Source organism: Pseudovibrio sp. SCP20, assembly GCF_057774105.1.
This window is the reverse complement of sequence record NZ_JBYMDH010000004.1, coordinates 102,996-120,611: the sequence shown is the minus strand read 5'-3', so window position 1 is coordinate 120,611 and position 17,616 is coordinate 102,996. Positions and strand designations below refer to the sequence as shown.

The window sequence follows — 17,616 nt, the reverse complement described above, 5'->3', positions numbered from 1 at the left end:
TTTGGATATTGGAACTTAGCTGGATGGGCCGTTGTCGAAACCAACCACGTCAACCAGTTCACTTGCTTTCGCACGTTTTGCTGCAATCTCGTTCAGAGAGATTGGATCAGCTTTGAAGGTACCCCAGGAGGCAACCAGTTCAGATGGCTCAACACCTGGCTTAACTGGGTACTCGAAGTTCTGCGCTGCGTAGATAGCCTGAGCATCGCCAGAAGCAAGGAACTCCATCAGCTTCACTGCGTTGTCTTTGTTCGGTGCATGCTTTGCCAGAACCATACCGGAGATGTTCACGTGAGTGCCGCGATCAGCTGAATTCGGGAACAGGATGCGTACGGAGTTCGCCCAATCCTTCTGCTCAGGATCTTTCTCGTTGGTCTGCATTTTACCCATGTAATAGGTATTGCCCAAGGAGATGTCACATTCGCCAGCAAAGATGGACTTAACCTGCGCGCGGTCGTTGCCGGTTGGCTTGCGTGCCAGATTGTCACGAACTGCTTCCAGCCACTTCTGTGCTTCAGCGTCGCCTTTGTGTGCAACCATGGAAGCAAACAGGCCGATGGAGTAAACGTGCTGGCCAGAGCGTGTGCAGATGCGGCCCTTCCATTTTGGATCAGCAAGCTCTTCATAAGTGATGCTGTCCTGAGCAACGCGATCTTTGGATGCGTAGATAACACGTGCGCGGGTGGTCAGACCGAACCAGTGGCCTTCCGCGTCACGCAGGTTTGCAGGAATGTTGCCATTGATAGAGTCGTTTTCAACGGCCTGAGTAACACCAAGATCTTTAGCGCCTTGCAGACGTCCGATGTCCACGGAAAGCAGGATGTCAGCTGGAGAGTTCTTGCCCTCAGCTTTCATGCGCTCGCCAAGGCCTTTCTTAGCGAAAACAACGTTGGTTTTAACACCGGTTTTCTCAGTAAACGCATCGAGAAGCGGTTTGATCAGTTCCGGCTGGCGGTAAGAGTAAATGTTCACTTCACCTTCTGCCTGCGCAGAAGCAACAAGGCCAGTTGTGCCAAGTGCGAAGCCAGCTACTGACAGCCCAATTCCCTTAAGCAACGTCTTCATCGATAGTCTCCTGAGTGATCGAATATGCGTCTGCAAACGCTTGTCATTTGCCGTTATATCGGAAAGTTGACTTTTGCTGTCAACTAATAAACTACGTGAAAACAAAGAGATAGAACTATTCTAAACTATGAAATTCAGCTTTTTTGCTGCTATCTGCCTGCAATTGCGAATGATTTTCAATTGCGGCTTACGTATACGCAGTCAAAAAGTTTACTGAAAAACTCAGAGTTGTTGAAAACAAGTGAGCCGGAAAGAGGAAAAGTACACGCTTGCACCATGTCTAACGAACGGAAATGATTCCAATTTTACGGAATAGGCGTGTCGCCCTGAAGCACCTTGGCCATCCAGATACGGTTCATGTTTTGACCGCATAAAATAAAGGAGGCTTTCTTACCTTGCAGGTTGCCTCGTTCTTTTGAAAGGCCAGCAAGACCAGCTGCAGCAGCTCCTTCACTGGCATTGTGCGTAGTGCGGTAGAGCAACCGGATAGCTTCTGCGATCTCGTCTTCACTTACACGTATAATGCGCTCCGCACCGGATCGGATTAATGCAAATGCCTCTCTGGCTGGGCCTCTCACACTGATGCCCTCAGCGAAGGTGTTGGCGGAAGATGTTAGTGTGTACTCACCAGCTTCCATGGATCGGGCGCAACCATCCGCTTTCTCCGCAACCACACCAATGATCTTTGTGTTCAACCCAAAGAGGTCGCGAACGGAAATCAGACCGCAGATGCCTGTGCCCAAACCAACAGGAACATAGATCGCATCAAGGTCCTTAATCGCGCGGAAAATCTCCAGCGCATAAGTGGCTGCACCCAAAACGAGATCATAGTCAAATCCGGGAGAAAGCACCTGCTTGGAATCCTCAGCCATCTGGCAGGCGAAGTCGTGAGCCTCTTCAAAATCTTTCCCATGCTCAATGAGGAAGGCGCCGTAGCTTTGTATAGCTCCAGTCGTTTCTTTGGAGGTTCCTTGTGGGACAACAATCGCAGCTCGCTGATGCAATACCTTAGCGGCCCAGGCCATGCCTAAGCCGAAGTTTCCGCGTGTTGCGGCGACAAAACTAGTCGAGCTGATATGGCGTTGAGATTGGCGCAGAAGATAGAGCAGGGCACAGCGGGCTTTGAAGGAGCCCGTAGGCGCATGGTTCTCATGTTTGATGAAAACCTCACACCCCAGTGCGTCATTCAGCAAGGGCCAGCTGTAAAGCGCTGTTGGCACCATGTAGCGCCGCAACTCGTGCGAAGCGTCTTCCAAAGCGGCCAGTGTGAGCATGCGGATCTCCTGCGATGGTCAAGCCACCACAGGAGCGCGTTATTCGGCGAGAACTCGCTGAGGTGGGAAGGTGACTTCAGCCAGCGTACCTTCATCCTCTTCAGAATTTATTGAAAACGAAGCGCGGTTCGCTTCCACAAGGGCTTTGGTTAATGGAAGACCAAGACCAGACCCTTCTGTTGAGGCTGAAGCGTTGAGACGGCGGAACGGCTGAAGCGCTGCTTCAAGATCAGCCTTCGACATGCCGTGGCCCGTATCGCGAACTCGCAAATGAACTTCACCATTAGGATCAAGCACAAGCGAGACAATCACCTGGCCACCGGATCGGTTGAACTTGATGGCATTGGAAAGCAGATTCAACGTGATCTGACGAAGCGTCTTTGGATCAGCAACAATCTTCGGCACGGATAACGGCGTGCTTGCACGAATGATGACCCGCTGCTCATTGGCCTGAGGCTGCAATAAAGCAACGCATTCATTGATGATATCCGCCGCTGAAACGGCTTCAAATGCCAGATCCATCTTACCGGCTTCAATCTTGGCAAGATCAAGCAGATCATTGATGAGTGTCAGCATGTGAGAGCAAGAACGATGAATATCGCGCGCATACTCTTTATAACGCACATTGCCCAGCTCACCGAAACGCTCTTCCTGCATCACCTCGGAGAACCCGATCACGGCATTCAAAGGTGTACGGATCTCGTGGCTGATCTTGGTCAGATACTCGGACTTATGCGTATTGGCTTCCTCAGCCTTGTAACGCGCGCTGACCAACTCTTCTTCAGCACGTTTGAACTGCGTGATGTCACGCAGAACCGCACAGAACAGTTGCTCGTTTGCACCGCTGACACGCCCCATGCTTAGGAAGGTTGGAAAGATATCGCCATCCAATGTCTGGCAAATTATCTCACGGCCGTCATTGAGCACGCTGGAAACGCCGTTTGCAACCAGACCATCCAGATAGTCGAGCGCAGCTATGTGGCTTTCATCTGCTAGGAAGGTTGTAAACGGGGCACCGAGAAGATCGTCCTCGCTAGCATTAAACAACGCTTCAGCTGAGTGGTTCGCGCTGCGGATGATGCCGCGCTGATCCATCACGAGCACACCGTCGGTTGCTGTGGCCAGCACAGACTCCAATTCTTCAATCCGCGTATGCAGATGTTCCACTTGAGAACTGGGAGCTACCGGAGCTGAGGTATGCGATGCAGGTGCAGAGGTGCTTGCTGTGGCCTCATTCTGGATCTTCTCGACCACTGAAATCATCAGAGCCTGAGCGCCATTCCACGGAACCGCATGCATACGTGCGTCAACAGAAAGCACACCGCCTTCCGCAAGTCGTACATGAACAATCCGGTCCACGGTTTGAGGGCTTGGAGTAGGGCATTCTTCCGGCTCAGCGAAGATTGCTTCCAGACCACCTGCCTCGTTCAGTGCTTCGAAACGCTCGTACCCAAGCAGCTCGAGCAATGTATCATTGGCGTAAACAACGTCTCGATCACGAACAACAGCAACGCCAATCGGCAAGCGATCCAGTAAACGCGGATCAATTGGTGCGACGATTGGCTTGTCTGGAATGCGTCCGGTTTTTTCACGTGCACGCTCTGCTGCTTCCTCAATGTCCGGCGGGACACGAGGCAGGACCACATGGGTCACATTGTCTTGCTTCGGCTCAGCCTCCACAGCGTCTTCGCGTGGAGTAGGCTCTGCCGGCAGCGGAATGATATTGTCTGGGGTTTTAGTGGCTTCTTCTGAAGCTTCATGTTCAACAACATCGGTTTCTGCAACAGCAACGGCTGCTGCTTCCTCTGGTGTTGCCGGAATGTCTTCAACGGCTTCAGCCGGAGCAACTGCAACCTTTGCAGACTGCTCTTCTTTCTTTTCAGCGCCGAGTGCACGGGCAATCTTGTCGAATGCGTCCTGCTCAGGCTTAGAAAGACCAGTGTTTTCGCGGGCAACTGGATGCTTGTCGACCAAACGCACAATGCTGTTGGTCAGCTCCGCAAGGCTGCGTGGGCCAGCTCTGTTTTGCTTCTGAGGTGCATCAGGCAGATTGGCAATGGCGCGCTCAAAATCATCCTTGCTGGTTGGCTCAGGAATGATCGGCGCAGCGCTAACACTCTCAACGGCCTCCGCTGCCACTGCTTCAGGCTCTGTAAGATCCTCTTCAAAAGCCTGCAGATCTGTCTCAGCTGTTGCGTGTTCGGCCAGTTCAGGAGCAGGGGCTTCAGCATCTGCCATTGCTGGCTCAGATGGCTCTTCCATCTGAGTCTCAGCTTCAGCCGGAACGGCAATCTCTAAAGGATCGGTTGGATCGCGAAGAACGTCTGCATCTGTCAGCTGCAAAAAGCCTTCGTTCTCTTCAACCTCTAGCTCTTCTTCTTCCTGAAGGAAGTGCAGGCCTTCCTCATGAGAAGGCTTTTCCGCAGCCGCTGGAATGTCGGCTTCCGGCTCACTATCATCTTCAGCTTCTGCAACCGTCTCAACAACAATTGCGGCCTCTGCCGTTATTTCTTCAGAGGCATCATGCTCCGGCTGATCTTCAGCAAGCTCCGATGCGGCTTTATCTTCCGCGTCCTCATCTTCTTCCTCGTTGAAGTCGATGATCAGCTCAGGAATATCTGGCTCGCTCTGAAGAAAACCAGGAGCAGTCACGCCATCATCCAGCAGCTCATCAACGATCTCAGGCGCCAGATGAGGTTCTGTTTCGGAAAGCGCTTCAATGGGTGCCACTTCATCTTGAACAAAGCGCTCAGGTTGATCATGTTCAAGCGTAAGTGCCAAATCCGGCGCTACAACTGCTTCTGGTTCAGCAGGAGCTGCGTCGGAAGGGGCAATTGTATCATCGCTCTCTTCATTCAGCGTCGCGCGTAGTTTGGCAAGAACTACAAGCGGATCAACAATCTCTTCGGCTTTCTTGGCATCAACACTGCGGATAACCCCAAATCCACGCAGTCCGTCATACTCACCGCTCTTTGTCTCCACTGGCTGTGCAGAGAGATCCAAAGGAACAACTTTGTTTGAGTTACAGGCAGGCCAAAGCACTGTCGCGCCGGTAATCGCGCGTTGCTTTTTGATTGCCTTGGAAATCGCAGGCACCTTACCCATTTTCAGCTTTTTGCGGACAGCATCAAACGGCAAGCCGATCAGCGCGGCATCCTGTGGGCCCAAAAGCTCGGCGAACTCCTTCGAGAAGCTGCGAAAGCAACCGTTTTGGTCCAGCTCCCAAGTGAAGCGGATCGGCCGTTGTCGGCGTTTAAAGACAAAGTCAGCCACGAGCTCGGTCCTTACTCTGAAGGTTTCCCAAGAAGGGGTTGGTTGAGAAACGCAATCTACTCTCTTTCACAGGCACCAAGGCACAATGCGGGCGGTGCTATCAAATGATATCTGGTTTGAAACGGGCATGTAAGCGACTTCAGCGGTTTTGCTGTAAGCTTACTAAAGAAACCTGCCTCAATTTATCAGGGGTATATTTTCCCAATTATAGCCCCACCCTAACTTATCTGTAAGCTTTGAAAAACCAGAGCTTGCCATTCATGGCAACCCACCCACCGGCATTTTCAAAAGCTAAATCCTGATAAAGGCTTAGACTTTAACAAATGAAGGCTGAAGTTCGCATCTGTCAATTCCAATAGAAGCAACCTGCTCAATTATTCACCCCCCAATCCTTGTATACTTAAGGTACCGTAAACTGCGGTGCTCGTCTAAGCTCCTATTTTCTTTCCCTATGGTTAAGTATAGCATTGCCACACCAGAGTAAACGAGTTGCAAATAGGGGAGGGAATAGGCCCTTTCTGCACGACCAACAGAACCTTAAACACGAAGGGTGGAGGCTTGAGCATGGTAGATACAAAAGTTCCTTTTGAAGTTTCAGATCAAATGCGCGAATTTGCTGATCGAAGCATCGATCAGGCACGCAAGGCTTTTGATCACTTCATGGATGCAACCGAGAATGCGGTCAGCAGCATGGAAGATGCTTCAAGCACAATGCAGGAGGATTCCTCCGATATGCACCGCCAGGCCCTCGCGTTTGCAGAGCAAAACGTAAACTCTGCATTCGAACTCGCACAGCGCATGTTTCAGGTTAAAGATATGGAAGAGCTGGTGAGCCTTCAGCAGGAGTATCTGCACAAGCAGATGGAACAGACTGGTGCTCAAATGCGTGAGATGGGCGAGAAAGCCTCTCGCACAGTCAAAGAAGTTGCCAAGAAAGCCGGTGATTTTTAAGGGCTGTTTAGGAGCTGAGTCTCCCTCTAATAAAAGCAGAGAATGAGGCGTATCCTCGCCTCGTTCATGGTGTGCTTCTGAAACTTCTCGCTGCAAGGCTGAGATTTGCACCGCCAGAATAAAAAAGTTTTCTTCTTCCAATCAGCGGCTTAAGTGAGATTGCATTTATTGCACTGCAAAATAATGTTGCAATGCACAAAATAACTCCTATATTAATCTCAAGTTGACCTAAGGGGAGACGGTTTTCTCCCTCTCGATCCTTTGTGTTCCTCCCAAGACGATAAGGAGCAATCCCAATGACTACTGCAAAAGTTGATACTGCGAAATCCGAGAAAAAGGCTGAAGAGACCGCTCAGAAAGCTACTAAGTCTGTAGAGAATGAGGTGTTTGCTATGAACAAAATGGAAGTACCTGCATTTATCCAGGAAATGACCGAAAAGAGCGTCGATCAGGCTCGTGAAGGTTATGCAAAAGTGAAATCTGCTTCTGAAGAAGCAACCGCAATGCTCGAAGAGACCATGGAAGTGACTCGCGACAGCATTATGGAAATCAACCTCAAGGCTGTCGATGCTGCAAAGGATAACTCCGAAGCTGCATTCTCGCATATCCGCGACATGTTTGGTGTGAAGAGCCTGTCTGAAGCGATCGAACTTCAGTCTGCTTACAATCGTAAACAGTACGACACGATCAGCCAGCAGGTGAAAGATATGCAGGAAACAGCAACGAAACTTGCGACCAGCATGTCTCAGCCAGCCAAAGAGGCGTTCGACAAGTCCATGAAAGAAATGAAGCTCGCATAAGCCCGGCTAATTTTTTTCCAAAAAAATACATATCCTCCCGATTGGATTGCACAGCATTTTGCAACTCAGGCGGGAGGATTTTGTGTTTAAGCCTCTGAAAAACAGAGTGAAACCACCTAGTCGCAGTGGGTAAGTGGCAATTTTTTATCAGTGTTGTGGACTTTTTTCATTTTGATGTTTCAAGGGACTTGCCAACCTCAAAAATTGAACCTATGTTCCGCGCCACTGGCAAGCAGACGTAGCTCAGTTGGTTAGAGCGTCGGATTGTGGCTCCGAAGGTCGGTGGTTCGAATCCACTCGTCTGTACCATCTCTTCTTAAGGCTCCTTAGTGAGATAGATGAGATCATCTGCTTCGCCAGTTCTTTTTCCTAACACTTTGAAAAGACTTTTTTATTCCTGTGGCAACTGTTTGGGAATGAGAATGGCATTTGCATTCTTCTCGATTATTTCTCCTAGCCAGAATGCGCAGTCAGACTGCTCAAATAAATCTTCAAAGTTCGCATCACTATCCGCACCCTGCAACACGTTGAAGTTTGAAGGATTGCCGATCTTGGGCCATGTCCAAAGCTTCCAGTCTTTTGAAGGACCTGCTTCCGGTGTCTTGGCAAACTGAGCCCAAAGAGCGTTCATTTTCACAGCAAGGGCTTTGTCTTCTTCCGTCGAGTTTGGCGGCATATTGTTGAAGACAAACGGCAGTTCCGAAGCATGGCAGGCGTTGCCCCACTGGTTTTGCGGGCCGCAAACGTTATTCACCTTCGGATTTGTAGGGGGCTTCTCCATGTTCTCAACGGACGTCTGCGCGAAGAAGTAAAGCCACGTATTGTTGGTTGGCTTCTCTCGTTCAATGTTTGCAGACATCGTCGGACAAGCAAAAACAGAATTGCCAATCAAGTTGGCAAGAGCTGTTGACGGTGTCTTGGGCTGTAGGCCATGAGCAGCAGGCGTTTGCGCGCCATAACCCTCACGCCCAACGATCAGCATCGGATTTTCATAGTCACGTCCAAGAATGCCATTAAACGTTACCGCATTCAGATTGCCAGTTGCGTCAATAAAGTTGGCGAACAAGACGCCTTCATCTTTGTTGAAGCCCAGCATCAAAGGCTTCTCGTTGCCTTTCTCCATCTGCACATTTGGCTGTTCCTTCAGGAAGCTACCGTCAATAATCGGCGAAAACGCAATGCTACCAGGCAGGGCACTTAGGAACACGCCCTTTTTAAAGAGGTAGTCCTGCAGCAGAGCTTGAGCGAGAAGAATTTGTCGTGTGGTCGCCTTCTCAAGATCATCCAGCTGAGCCGTCAACGCACATTCATCTGATTCTGGATTGCGAATAGCAGCGCGCAGGCACTTCAGATAGAAGTAAAACAGATCCCGGCCTTCTTCCTTATTGCGGTATTTATAGGAGGCTGCGCTGCTCTGCATGATCCCTGCACGGAACAGATCCTTGGAACTGTCTGCGCTGAACATATGCAATCCAACCGCCATCGCACCGGAGCTGACGCCGAAAATCGTCACCTGATCAGGATCTCCACCGAATGAGGTGATGTGTTTCTGTACCCACTTCAGGGCTGTCTGCTGATCCTGAAGACCATAGTTCCCACCATTGGACGGTTCTTGTCCTGTAATCCCATCTGTGGCCAATGTACCCAGAATGCCAAGGCGGAAGTTGACGGTCACCAGAACGATGTTCTGGTCAGCGGAAAAAGACTTGCCGGTGTAAAGCTCAATGATCTCACCATCAGCAGCATGATAAGCCTTGTCAGCCCCACCAGCCATGAAACCACCACCATGGAAAAACACCATAACAGGCAGCTTGCTGAGGTTCTTGATGGCACCTGCCGGTGCCCAGATGTTCATGTAGAGGCAGTCTTCCTCACCGCGCAGCTGATCTTTTGGATTCCAGATCGGCTGCGGACAGCGAGCGCCATATTGCAAAGCCTCATAGCCGTTGGGCTCATATTCATCAAACACACTGGAAGGCTGCCAACGCGCCGCTTGCCCGTACTGCACCCCTTTGAAGACACTTAGCAGCTGGCTGCCACTGTCATCGGCTTTGCCGCACAGGATTTTCTTGTTGCTCAGGGTAATGCAGGGCTGTTCAGGCGGAGCAGGCTGGTCCGGCGCAAAAAGCAGCTGATCATCAGCATTGGGGCTTTGAGCATATGACCCTGTTATAGTGAGAATGCTGAATGCTAGTGCAAGCACCGTTTTCATGGAACCCCGCCTTCTTATCTGTTTTGGGCTTCCTCTAGTGTTCGTCTTTTAGGAAAAAACGGCGTTAAACAGCATGCTTTAAAATGCATTGCTGAAATTGTGGCAAATTTTTGAGTGTCAAAATGCTTTGTTTAATTCATTGATGATTTTTGTGACTGCCATCACAAACTAAAGAAAATGGCTGTTTTCAGCGACAAATCCGGTGGAATTCAAGGACACTCACCCCTTGAGCACTTGTATTAGGCGCTCAGTGGCTTTTGATAGGGTTAATGTTCGAAGTGAGGCCAGATTCACGACGATTCATCTGACCCTCAAAATTACGATGTGAGAATTTTAAATGAAAAAACTGATGCACGCCGCGATTGCTATTGTTCTCGGCCTTTCCGTTGCAGCATGTACCACAACCAACCCGTACACTGGTGAGTCCCGCATTTCCAAAACCGCTGGCGGTGCTGGCCTTGGTGCTGCGACCGGCGCGATCATCGGTGCGATCGCTGGTGGTAAAAGTGCACGCGTTGAAGGCGCTCTCGTTGGTGCCGCTGCAGGCGGCCTGATCGGTGGCGGTATCGGCAACTACATGGACCGTCAGGAAGCACAGCTTCGTCAGCAACTCCAGTCCTCTGGCGTTTCCGTAACCCGCAACGGCAACCAGATCGTTCTGAACATGCCAAACGATGTGACCTTCGCTGTTGGTCAGGCAACTCTGTCTTCCCGCGCAATGCAGGTACTGAACAGTGTTGCTCTCGTTGCTAAAGAGTTCCCACAGACACGTCTGAACGTTTACGGTCACACCGACAACACCGGTTCCGCTCAGTTCAACCTGCAGCTTTCTCAGCGCCGTGCTGACTCCGTCAGCAACTACCTGTTCAATCAGGGCGTCAACGGTGCACGCATCTCCGCAGCAGGTTACGGCCTGACCAGCCCGATTGCTTCCAACGCAACCGAAGCTGGCCGCGCACAGAACCGTCGCGTAGAAATCATCCTGTCTCCACTGAACTAATCAGTCAGACAGGCAAAAGTTTTAGAACGCGGTCCCTTACCGGGGCCGCGTTTTTTGTTAGTCTCTCATCGGCAACAGGGGAGGCTTGCACATGACACAAAACGATCTGGCTGCATCACATTTCCAGAGCGCTGGAGAGAACTACGCGAAGTATCGCCCGACCTATCCTCCTGAACTTGCCGAGTTTCTGGCTGCTCAGTGTAAGCATCACAATCTTGCTGTTGATGTTGGCTGCGGAACAGGCCAGTTCAGCGCCTTGATTGCCCGACACATCCAGCAAGTCCTGGCCACCGACGTCAGCGCTTCCCAGATTGAAAATGCAGCACCTGTTCCAAACATCCGCTTTGCCGTAGAACCCGCAGAGCAATGCTCAGCCAAAGAGGCCAGTGTTGACCTGATCGTTGCCGCACAAGCCGCCCACTGGTTTGATTTGCCGAGTTTTTATCAGGAAGCCAGACGGATAGCCGCTCCCAGCTGTGTGCTGGCGCTCGTCAGTTACGGAGTGCTTTCCATCGACAACGCTAAGTGCAACGATCGTTTCCTCCAGTTCTACTACGATGAAATCGGCCCTTACTGGCCACCAGAGCGCCAACACGTCGACAATGGCTATGCCAGTTTTGACTTTCCTTTTGAGGAGCTAAGCTACCCGGCAATGTCTATTGAACGAGATTGGACACTGGAGCAGTTTCTCGGCTACGTCCGCACATGGTCATCAGTGAAAGCGGCAGCCAAGGAAGGTAAAGCAAGTCTTATGGACCGCTTTGCAGAAGAGCTTGCAGGCCTCTGGGGTGACCCGCAAGAACTCCGCAAAATCAGTTGGCCCATCGCAATGCGACTGGGCCGTATCTGATCATTAGCAGGTATTACAAACTGCTCGGCCATCGAGTGTGCAAGTCATCAATCTTGAACTCATGCACGTGGCTCTTACCCACTTTGTCGACGCCTTTGGCCCAGTGGGGATCGTTGTCTGGCAAGTCTTCATGGCTATGACGCAGCTTTTGCGCATCTTTGCTCGGCCACAACACCATGGCGGTAAACACGCTGATCCACGCCAGAGCCGCCATGGAAAGAAAACTGGTGGGAATGCCAAAGCTGGAACCAACCCAGCCTGCCAGTGGATATCCAACCAGCCAACACACATGGCTGAGCGCAAACTGACTGGCAAACACAGAAGGAAGATCACTTCCCGTGGCTGATCGCCGCAAAACACGGCCTGAGGGTGTCTGTGCCGCAGAATAACCAAGCCCCATCAGGAACCAGAGTGGCAGCAGTTGCGTAAAGCTGCTCAGAAGAAATCCAAAGCTCAGACACACGGCCATTATGCTGGCACCAAGGATCATCACACTCCGGTCTTTAAAGCGCTCCAGTACCTTCGGCAGGCTGAGGGCTGTAATCATGGAACCCGCTCCAAAAAAAGCCAGAGCAATGGCAACATCATCTGCTTGCAGCCCAAACGTGCCTTGCACAATCACCACGGTGTTCACAATCACCATGGCACCACCTGCAGCAACGGCCAGATATACAGCCAGCATGCCGCGCAGGCGAGGCGTGCTCAGATAGATACGCGTCCCCTGCGTAATACGCTTCACTGTGCGTTGGTTCTCAATCGGCTTCAGCTTGGGCAAGGTGACGGACACAACAAGGGCCGCAGAAGCGAGGAAGCCAATCACCGTGCCGCCAAACAACCCATGGAAGTTGATCACCAACAGCAAACCAGCCGCAATCGTTGGACTCAGCAGGTTCTCCAGATCATAGGCAAGCCGGCTGAGAGAGAGGGCATTTGTATAGTCCTTTTCTTCTGGCAAAACGTCTGGAATGACCGCCTGAAAACTTGGCGTGAATGCAGCCGATGCCGATTGCAGCACAAAGATGAGCACGTAGATCTGCCAGATCTCAGTCACGAAAGGCAGTGCAAGGGCAACCGCCGCGCGGATAAGGTCTAGCCCCACAAGCACAGTACGCCGTGGCAGACGCTCAACAAAAGCCGCAGCAATTGGCGCCAGCCCAACATAAGCAATCATCTTGATCGCAAAGGCGGTTCCAAGCACGGAACCAGCTTCATCTCCGGCGATGTTGAACGCAAGCAGGCTTAGCGCGACAGTGGCGAGGCCAGTACCGAACAGCGCAATAACTTGGGCAAGAAACAGGTGGCGATAGGTACGGTTTGCGAGTACGGAAAGCACGCGGAAACTCCTTTGGCTTCTTGTTTTCTTGAGTTGAGTATATCCCCCTACAGGTAACGGGAGATTGCTTTGAACTCTTCAATCGTTTGCTCGGAATTTGCGTCCGGATTATCGACAGCATCATCAAGGCAGTGGTCGAGGTGATCGTAGATCAGGGTCTTTTTCGCCTGCATCACTGCTTTCTCAACTGCATGAAGTTGTTGAGCTATTTCCACGCAAGGCCGACCATCCTCGATCATGTCAATGATGGAGCGCAGGTGCCCATTGGCGCGTTTCAGGCGATTAACAATTCCCGGATGGGATTGGTGTATATGCTTCTCAGTCATGACACGCTTGTATCCCCCCTAGGGGGATATTGCAAGAAGGCCTCAGACTGCAAAATCGCGGATAAATCATTTCTGTAACCCTTCGTGATATGCTTCGCAGCACAATGAAGTCAGCTATCTGGCGTCAGGACCACGGAAACGAGGGCTTGTCTGCCAGTGCAGAATGCTGAAACTGAACCAGATTGATGGATATGCGTTGCCAGTTAGGTGCGCCGGGAGAGTGACGTGCCGGATAATTTTGTTTTTGCAGTGGACACGGATGGCGGCATTGATGATGCCATCGCACTCATGATGCTGATCGGTGCAGGTAAGAAGATCGACTTCATCACCACCACATTTGGTAATGTAGATGTTGAACAAGCCACGCAAAACATTCTGGACACACTAGCGATCTGCAATGCAGATATTCCCGTCCACAAAGGTGCGTCTGATCCCACTGTTGGTGAACGGATCGATGCCGTTTATGTTCATGGCCAAGACGGCTTGGGCGGTGTCGAGCGACCACAACATCTGCTCAAACCCTCAGGTGAAACAGCCCATAATGCGCTAAGAGATGTCCTGCGAAAAGCTGAGCTTGGTGGACCCAAACTCCAGATCCTGACCATTGGACCACTGACCAATTTGGCAGAGGTGCTACGCGAAGAACCGGACCTGGGAGCAGGGATCGACCGCATATGGACAATGGGCGGCACTTGTCATGGCAGAGGCAACGTCACACCGGCGGCTGAGTTCAATATCCTGTGTGATCCGGAAGCCGCCAAAATGGTACTTTCACAGGCGGTTAACACAACCATGATCCCGTGGGAACCAAGCCTTCATGATGCCCTCCCGGGGGATGTGGTTGATGGCATCTTTGATCGTCTGGGGGATACGATCCCCGCCAAGTTTGCTGAGCACATGTGTGCTTTCATGCGTCAACGAGGGCAGACCTGGTACCACGAAGACCTTCTCATCCTGCCCGATCCTCTGGCTGCTGCAGCTCTATTGGATCCAGAAGTGATTGCCAGAACAATCGTCTGTGGCGTTCTGGTTGAAACTGGCGGTGAGTTTGCCCGCGGTGCAACCATTCTGGATCATGAAGGCAAAACCCAAGCTCCGATCATCGGCATTATGGAGCAGGCCGATCGCACGAAAATGGAGCGAATTCTGGAAGGTACACTGGCAGCGCTTGCATCACGCCACCAGTGATATCATCAAAGAAGCAGAGACCATGCAGTGGCTGCAAGCATCGCAACAGCCATGGCAATCGTAATGCCGCGCATCAAGGTTCCTTCTCCGATCACCTTCAGAATTGAAACCCCAACCATCGCCCACATGCTGTGAGAGATCATGCCGCCAATCAGGAACCCGGCAGTCAGGATCGCGGCGTTTTCATAAAGCCCCATACCATTAGCTGCGAAGAAGCTTGTGAACGCCACAAGGCTCATCGCCCACGTTTTCGGGCTAAGCGGGTGAATAAGCAAACCTTCCCAGAAGGTTGGCAAGCTGACTTCGCCCTTTGGCTTGATGTTCAGCTGCACGATGCGCCATGCCAGATAAGTCATGTAAGCCATGGACGCGAACTTGAAGAATGTGACCAATGGGCCACCGCGTGCCATCAGCTGGCCCAGCCCAAAGGCCACACATAGGTTCAGCACAAGGCTACCGATCTCTGCCGCAACAATAACCGGAAAGGCGGTGCGATAACCGGCGCTGGCGCCAATTGCCATGAAGGTCAGGTTTCCCGGTCCCGGTGTGCCGGTCATAATGGCTACAAAAATCGCAAAGGCGCTGAGTGATGCCCAATCCATATTGTCATTCCAGTCAATTGATACAATCTACACAGCGTGCTAAGTTATTGTATCGATCGTATCTATCAATTGCTTTATTGTTATGAATACAATGTGGAAGCCTGACCCTAATAAGCTCACCTCCCCAAAATACCTAAGCATTGCAACGGCTTTGGAACACGACATCCAGACAGGTCGCCTTGTGGAAGGTGATCGCCTGCCGCCACAACGTGAGCTGGCTTACCAGCTTGGTGTGACGCTTGGGACAATCACCCGCGCCTATGCTGAGGCAGAGCGCAGGAAACTAGTGCGCGGTGAAACGGGCAGGGGCACGTACATCGCCAAAACCAGCAGCACCCACTCTCCGTTGAGCCTAATGCCCAACACAGAAGGCATCCAGAGCTATGATCTTGCTCGCAATTTGGGGATGGCTCACCTGAACCCGGATCTGGGCAGCATGCTGCGAGAACTGAGCGAAGATCCGCTCGTCAATTCGCTCAACGAGTATGGCCCATCAGAGGGGACACCGCAGCATCGTGAGATAGGCGCGCACTTCCTCACTAAGTTTTATGGGGCTCCTGCCAGGCCCAGCCAAACGCTCGTTACGTGTGGCGCCCAGCACGGTATTCAGATCGCTCTGCAAGCCATGTTCAACCGCGGAGACGCCATCGCAGTTGACGCAATGATCTACCCACCCATTTTGTCTGTCCTGCCAGCTCTGGGGCTTCAGATTGTACCGATCGATGCGGAGTGTGATGTAAATGGTCATATGGGGGCAATGTCTGCAGATGCTTTGGAGGATGCCTGCAGTAAACACGATATTCGCGGCGTTTTCCTCATTCCGAACGCTCAGAACCCAACCACCTACACAATGACCAGCAAAGAGCGACAAAGGCTGGCCGCCGTCATTGAGAGGCACAATCTCACCGTCATTGAAGACGATCCCTACACGCCTTTCATCTCGCAAAATCAGGAGAGTTTTCTGGAACTCCTGCCAGAAAACACCGTGCTGATAGGATCACCGTCCAAGGTTATGTCTGCAGGCCTTCGGACTGGCTACATCCATGTTCCAAACAACGTCAAAACAGCCTTTGCAAACGCCATTGGCGAAAGCACATGGATGGCCTCTCCACTCAACGTGGAGATCGTTTCCAGATGGATCATGGGCGGAGAGCTGCAAGCAACACTGCAAATAAAAAGGGATCTTCTAAAGCGGCGCTACAATGCCCTGAAGGCGATGTTCCCGGCAATCACGCTGCAAGGTGGTGAGGAAAAGTTGTTTACATGGATGCAGTTGCCGGAGCAGCAAAATGCGGAGTTGGTGGAGCAGGCTGCGCTTCTGCGCGGGGTTGAGGTGCTATCCCATCGCCATTTTCAGGCTGCGCCTCGCACAGATACCAACGCGCTGCGCATCAGTCTTTCAACCATCGCGCAGGACACTCATTTTGAGGATGCCATATCCCTGCTGAAAGACTCCATAGATCAACTGGGCAGCAATCAAACACCGCGGCCAATGGTCGGCTAGGCAATAAAAAAGCCCCCGCCTGAGGTTCAGGCAGGGGCCGAAATCTGACCTAAGCCAGCATACTAAGAGATCTTAGTATGGGCAGGACATGTCGCTCATGTAGTCATGAACGGTGATTTTGCCTGCGATGATATCTGCGCGAGCTGCTTCAACAGCTGCTTTCATCTCTTCGCTAACCAGTGGAGCGTTGTTTTCGTCCATTGCGTAGCCAACACCGTCTTCAGCAAGACCAAGAGACTGGATGCCGGTGGTGAACTTGCCTTCTTTCGCATCCATGAATGCGTTTGCAACAGCAACGTCAACGCGCTTAACCATGGAGGTCAGCACTTTGCCAGGAGCCAGGTGGTTCTGGTTGGAGTCAACGCCGATGAACTTCTTGTCTTCATCAACAGCAGCCTGAAGAACACCAAGACCGGTGCCGCCAGCAGCAGCGAAGATCACGTCCGCGCCACGTGCGAAGTGAGACTTAGCAAGCTCACCGCCTTTAACTGGGTCGTTCCATGCAGCTGGAGTTGTACCAGTCATGTTAGCGAACACTTCACCGTCTTTGTTGGTGGTCAGTGCGCCCTGCTTGTAGCCACAGGAGAACTTGGAGATCAGCGGAATGTCCATGCCGCCCACGAAACCGATCTTGCCGGTCTGGGAAGCGAGCATTGCCATCATACCTACGAGGTAAGAACCTTCCTGCTCTTTAAAGACAACAGAGCGAACGTTTGGCAGATCAACAACGGAGTCGATGATTGCAAAGTTTACATCTGGGAATTCTTTAGCAACTTTTTCAACTGGAGCTGCCTGTGCGAAGCCCATTGCGACGATTGGGTTCATGCCGCGGCGAGCAAAGTTGCGAAGAGCCTGCTCACGCTGGGAAGCGTTGGAGATCTCAAATTCGCGATATTCGATACCGGTTTCAGCCTTGAAAGCCTCAGCACCATTGTAAGCAGCTTCGTTGAATGACTTGTCGAACTTACCGCCCATGTCAAAGATAACTGCAGGTTTAAAGTCCGCTGCCATAGCAGTTGTGCTCATTGCTGCTGCCAATACTGCGGTTGCAGCGATGGTTTTGATGGATTTCATACCCATTCCTCCGTTATATCCCAATGGGAAACCTTCACGTTGCCCGGTCGCCAAGTCTGTTTTCACCACAAGTTCCCAACCTGGAGACTCACCTCATTGAGGTTAGCGTCTAAGTGCATACCTTCCCCTGCGTAAGTCCAGCTAAGTGTTAGCTTGTCCTTAAT

14 protein-coding genes and 1 tRNA gene are annotated in these 17,616 nt (G+C 51.6%); 7 read left to right on the top strand and 8 right to left on the bottom strand.

Going from position 1 to position 17,616, the window contains the following annotated elements:
• Positions 1-15: 15 nt before the first annotated feature.
• The 3 genes from AC3CB2_RS16385 to AC3CB2_RS16375 all read right to left on the bottom strand — a co-directional run bounded on the left by AC3CB2_RS16385 (position 16) and on the right by AC3CB2_RS16375 (position 5,612).
• Positions 16-1,065, bottom strand: a complete 1,050-nt coding sequence (locus AC3CB2_RS16385; RefSeq protein WP_054784704.1) for a Fe(3+) ABC transporter substrate-binding protein — start codon at positions 1,063-1,065, stop codon at positions 16-18.
• A gap of 305 nt (positions 1,066-1,370) precedes the next feature.
• Entirely contained in the window at positions 1,371-2,339 is a 969-nt protein-coding gene (locus AC3CB2_RS16380; protein WP_352934407.1) for a threonine dehydratase, read from the bottom strand.
• A 39-nt stretch (positions 2,340-2,378) separates the two neighbouring features.
• Positions 2,379-5,612, bottom strand: coding sequence for a PAS domain-containing sensor histidine kinase (locus tag AC3CB2_RS16375; protein ID WP_352934404.1), 3,234 nt, complete (start codon positions 5,610-5,612; stop codon positions 2,379-2,381).
• A 564-nt stretch (positions 5,613-6,176) separates the two neighbouring features.
• Between AC3CB2_RS16375 and AC3CB2_RS16370 the strand changes: the two genes are divergently transcribed.
• The 3 genes from AC3CB2_RS16370 to AC3CB2_RS16360 all read left to right on the top strand — a co-directional run bounded on the left by AC3CB2_RS16370 (position 6,177) and on the right by AC3CB2_RS16360 (position 7,672).
• Positions 6,177-6,563: a phasin family protein gene (locus AC3CB2_RS16370; RefSeq protein WP_014284057.1), complete on the top strand. Its 387-nt coding sequence runs from the start codon at positions 6,177-6,179 to the stop codon at positions 6,561-6,563.
• A gap of 296 nt (positions 6,564-6,859) precedes the next feature.
• Entirely contained in the window at positions 6,860-7,363 is a 504-nt protein-coding gene (locus tag AC3CB2_RS16365; RefSeq protein WP_014284058.1) for a phasin, read from the top strand.
• Positions 7,364-7,595: 232 nt separating this feature from the next.
• Positions 7,596-7,672: transfer RNA gene (locus AC3CB2_RS16360), tRNA-His, on the top strand.
• A gap of 82 nt (positions 7,673-7,754) precedes the next feature.
• On the opposite strand, the gene AC3CB2_RS16355 is transcribed toward AC3CB2_RS16360, so the two are convergent.
• Positions 7,755-9,575 carry a carboxylesterase family protein gene (locus AC3CB2_RS16355; protein WP_352934400.1) on the bottom strand — a complete coding sequence of 607 codons (1,821 nt, stop codon included), beginning with the start codon at positions 9,573-9,575 and terminating at the stop codon, positions 7,755-7,757.
• Positions 9,576-9,912: 337 nt separating this feature from the next.
• Here AC3CB2_RS16355 and AC3CB2_RS16350 point away from each other — a divergent pair, with 337 nt between their 5' ends.
• Complete coding sequence (locus tag AC3CB2_RS16350; protein WP_008552718.1) at positions 9,913-10,575, top strand: YiaD family glycine zipper/OmpA-like lipoprotein; 663 nt, start codon at positions 9,913-9,915, stop codon at positions 10,573-10,575.
• A gap of 91 nt (positions 10,576-10,666) precedes the next feature.
• Positions 10,667-11,425, top strand: coding sequence for a class I SAM-dependent methyltransferase (locus AC3CB2_RS16345; protein ID WP_352934397.1), 759 nt, complete (start codon positions 10,667-10,669; stop codon positions 11,423-11,425).
• 13 nt (positions 11,426-11,438) lie between these two features.
• On the opposite strand, the gene AC3CB2_RS16340 is transcribed toward AC3CB2_RS16345, so the two are convergent.
• The gene (locus AC3CB2_RS16340; protein WP_352934394.1) at positions 11,439-12,758 is read right to left on the bottom strand and encodes an MFS transporter; all 1,320 of its coding nucleotides are present in this window, start codon (positions 12,756-12,758) and stop codon (positions 11,439-11,441) included.
• Positions 12,759-12,805: 47 nt separating this feature from the next.
• Positions 12,806-13,084, bottom strand: a complete 279-nt coding sequence (locus AC3CB2_RS16335) for a metal-sensing transcriptional repressor (RefSeq protein ID WP_352934391.1) — start codon at positions 13,082-13,084, stop codon at positions 12,806-12,808.
• Positions 13,085-13,309: 225 nt separating this feature from the next.
• Between AC3CB2_RS16335 and AC3CB2_RS16330 the strand changes: the two genes are divergently transcribed.
• Positions 13,310-14,272, top strand: coding sequence for a nucleoside hydrolase (locus AC3CB2_RS16330; protein ID WP_008552682.1), 963 nt, complete (start codon positions 13,310-13,312; stop codon positions 14,270-14,272).
• 5 nt (positions 14,273-14,277) lie between these two features.
• On the opposite strand, the gene AC3CB2_RS16325 is transcribed toward AC3CB2_RS16330, so the two are convergent.
• Positions 14,278-14,874, bottom strand: a complete 597-nt coding sequence (locus tag AC3CB2_RS16325; protein WP_008552745.1) for a LysE family translocator — start codon at positions 14,872-14,874, stop codon at positions 14,278-14,280.
• Positions 14,875-14,965: 91 nt separating this feature from the next.
• Here AC3CB2_RS16325 and AC3CB2_RS16320 point away from each other — a divergent pair, with 91 nt between their 5' ends.
• The gene (locus tag AC3CB2_RS16320; RefSeq protein WP_352934387.1) at positions 14,966-16,378 is read left to right on the top strand and encodes an aminotransferase-like domain-containing protein; all 1,413 of its coding nucleotides are present in this window, start codon (positions 14,966-14,968) and stop codon (positions 16,376-16,378) included.
• Positions 16,379-16,450: 72 nt separating this feature from the next.
• Here AC3CB2_RS16320 and AC3CB2_RS16315 read toward each other — a convergent pair whose 3' ends face one another.
• Positions 16,451-17,452 carry a BMP family lipoprotein gene (locus AC3CB2_RS16315; protein ID WP_008552761.1) on the bottom strand — a complete coding sequence of 334 codons (1,002 nt, stop codon included), beginning with the start codon at positions 17,450-17,452 and terminating at the stop codon, positions 16,451-16,453.
• Positions 17,453-17,616 lie beyond the last annotated feature (164 nt).

Bases quoted from the DNA above. Each gene is read 5' to 3' on its own strand.
- AC3CB2_RS16385 (WP_054784704.1), bottom strand. From the start codon at position 1,065: ATGAAGACGTTGCTTAAGGGAATTGGGCTGTCAGTAGCTGGCTTCGCA.
- AC3CB2_RS16380 (WP_352934407.1), bottom strand. From the start codon at position 2,339: ATGCTCACACTGGCCGCTTTGGAAGACGCTTCGCACGAGTTGCGGCGC.
- AC3CB2_RS16370 (WP_014284057.1), top strand. From the start codon at position 6,177: ATGGTAGATACAAAAGTTCCTTTTGAAGTTTCAGATCAAATGCGCGAA.
- AC3CB2_RS16365 (WP_014284058.1), top strand. From the start codon at position 6,860: ATGACTACTGCAAAAGTTGATACTGCGAAATCCGAGAAAAAGGCTGAA.
- AC3CB2_RS16355 (WP_352934400.1), bottom strand. From the start codon at position 9,575: ATGAAAACGGTGCTTGCACTAGCATTCAGCATTCTCACTATAACAGGG.
- AC3CB2_RS16350 (WP_008552718.1), top strand. From the start codon at position 9,913: ATGAAAAAACTGATGCACGCCGCGATTGCTATTGTTCTCGGCCTTTCC.
- AC3CB2_RS16345 (WP_352934397.1), top strand. From the start codon at position 10,667: ATGACACAAAACGATCTGGCTGCATCACATTTCCAGAGCGCTGGAGAG.
- AC3CB2_RS16335 (WP_352934391.1), bottom strand. From the start codon at position 13,084: ATGACTGAGAAGCATATACACCAATCCCATCCGGGAATTGTTAATCGC.
- AC3CB2_RS16325 (WP_008552745.1), bottom strand. From the start codon at position 14,874: ATGGATTGGGCATCACTCAGCGCCTTTGCGATTTTTGTAGCCATTATG.
- AC3CB2_RS16320 (WP_352934387.1), top strand. From the start codon at position 14,966: ATGTGGAAGCCTGACCCTAATAAGCTCACCTCCCCAAAATACCTAAGC.
- AC3CB2_RS16315 (WP_008552761.1), bottom strand. From the start codon at position 17,452: ATGAAATCCATCAAAACCATCGCTGCAACCGCAGTATTGGCAGCAGCA.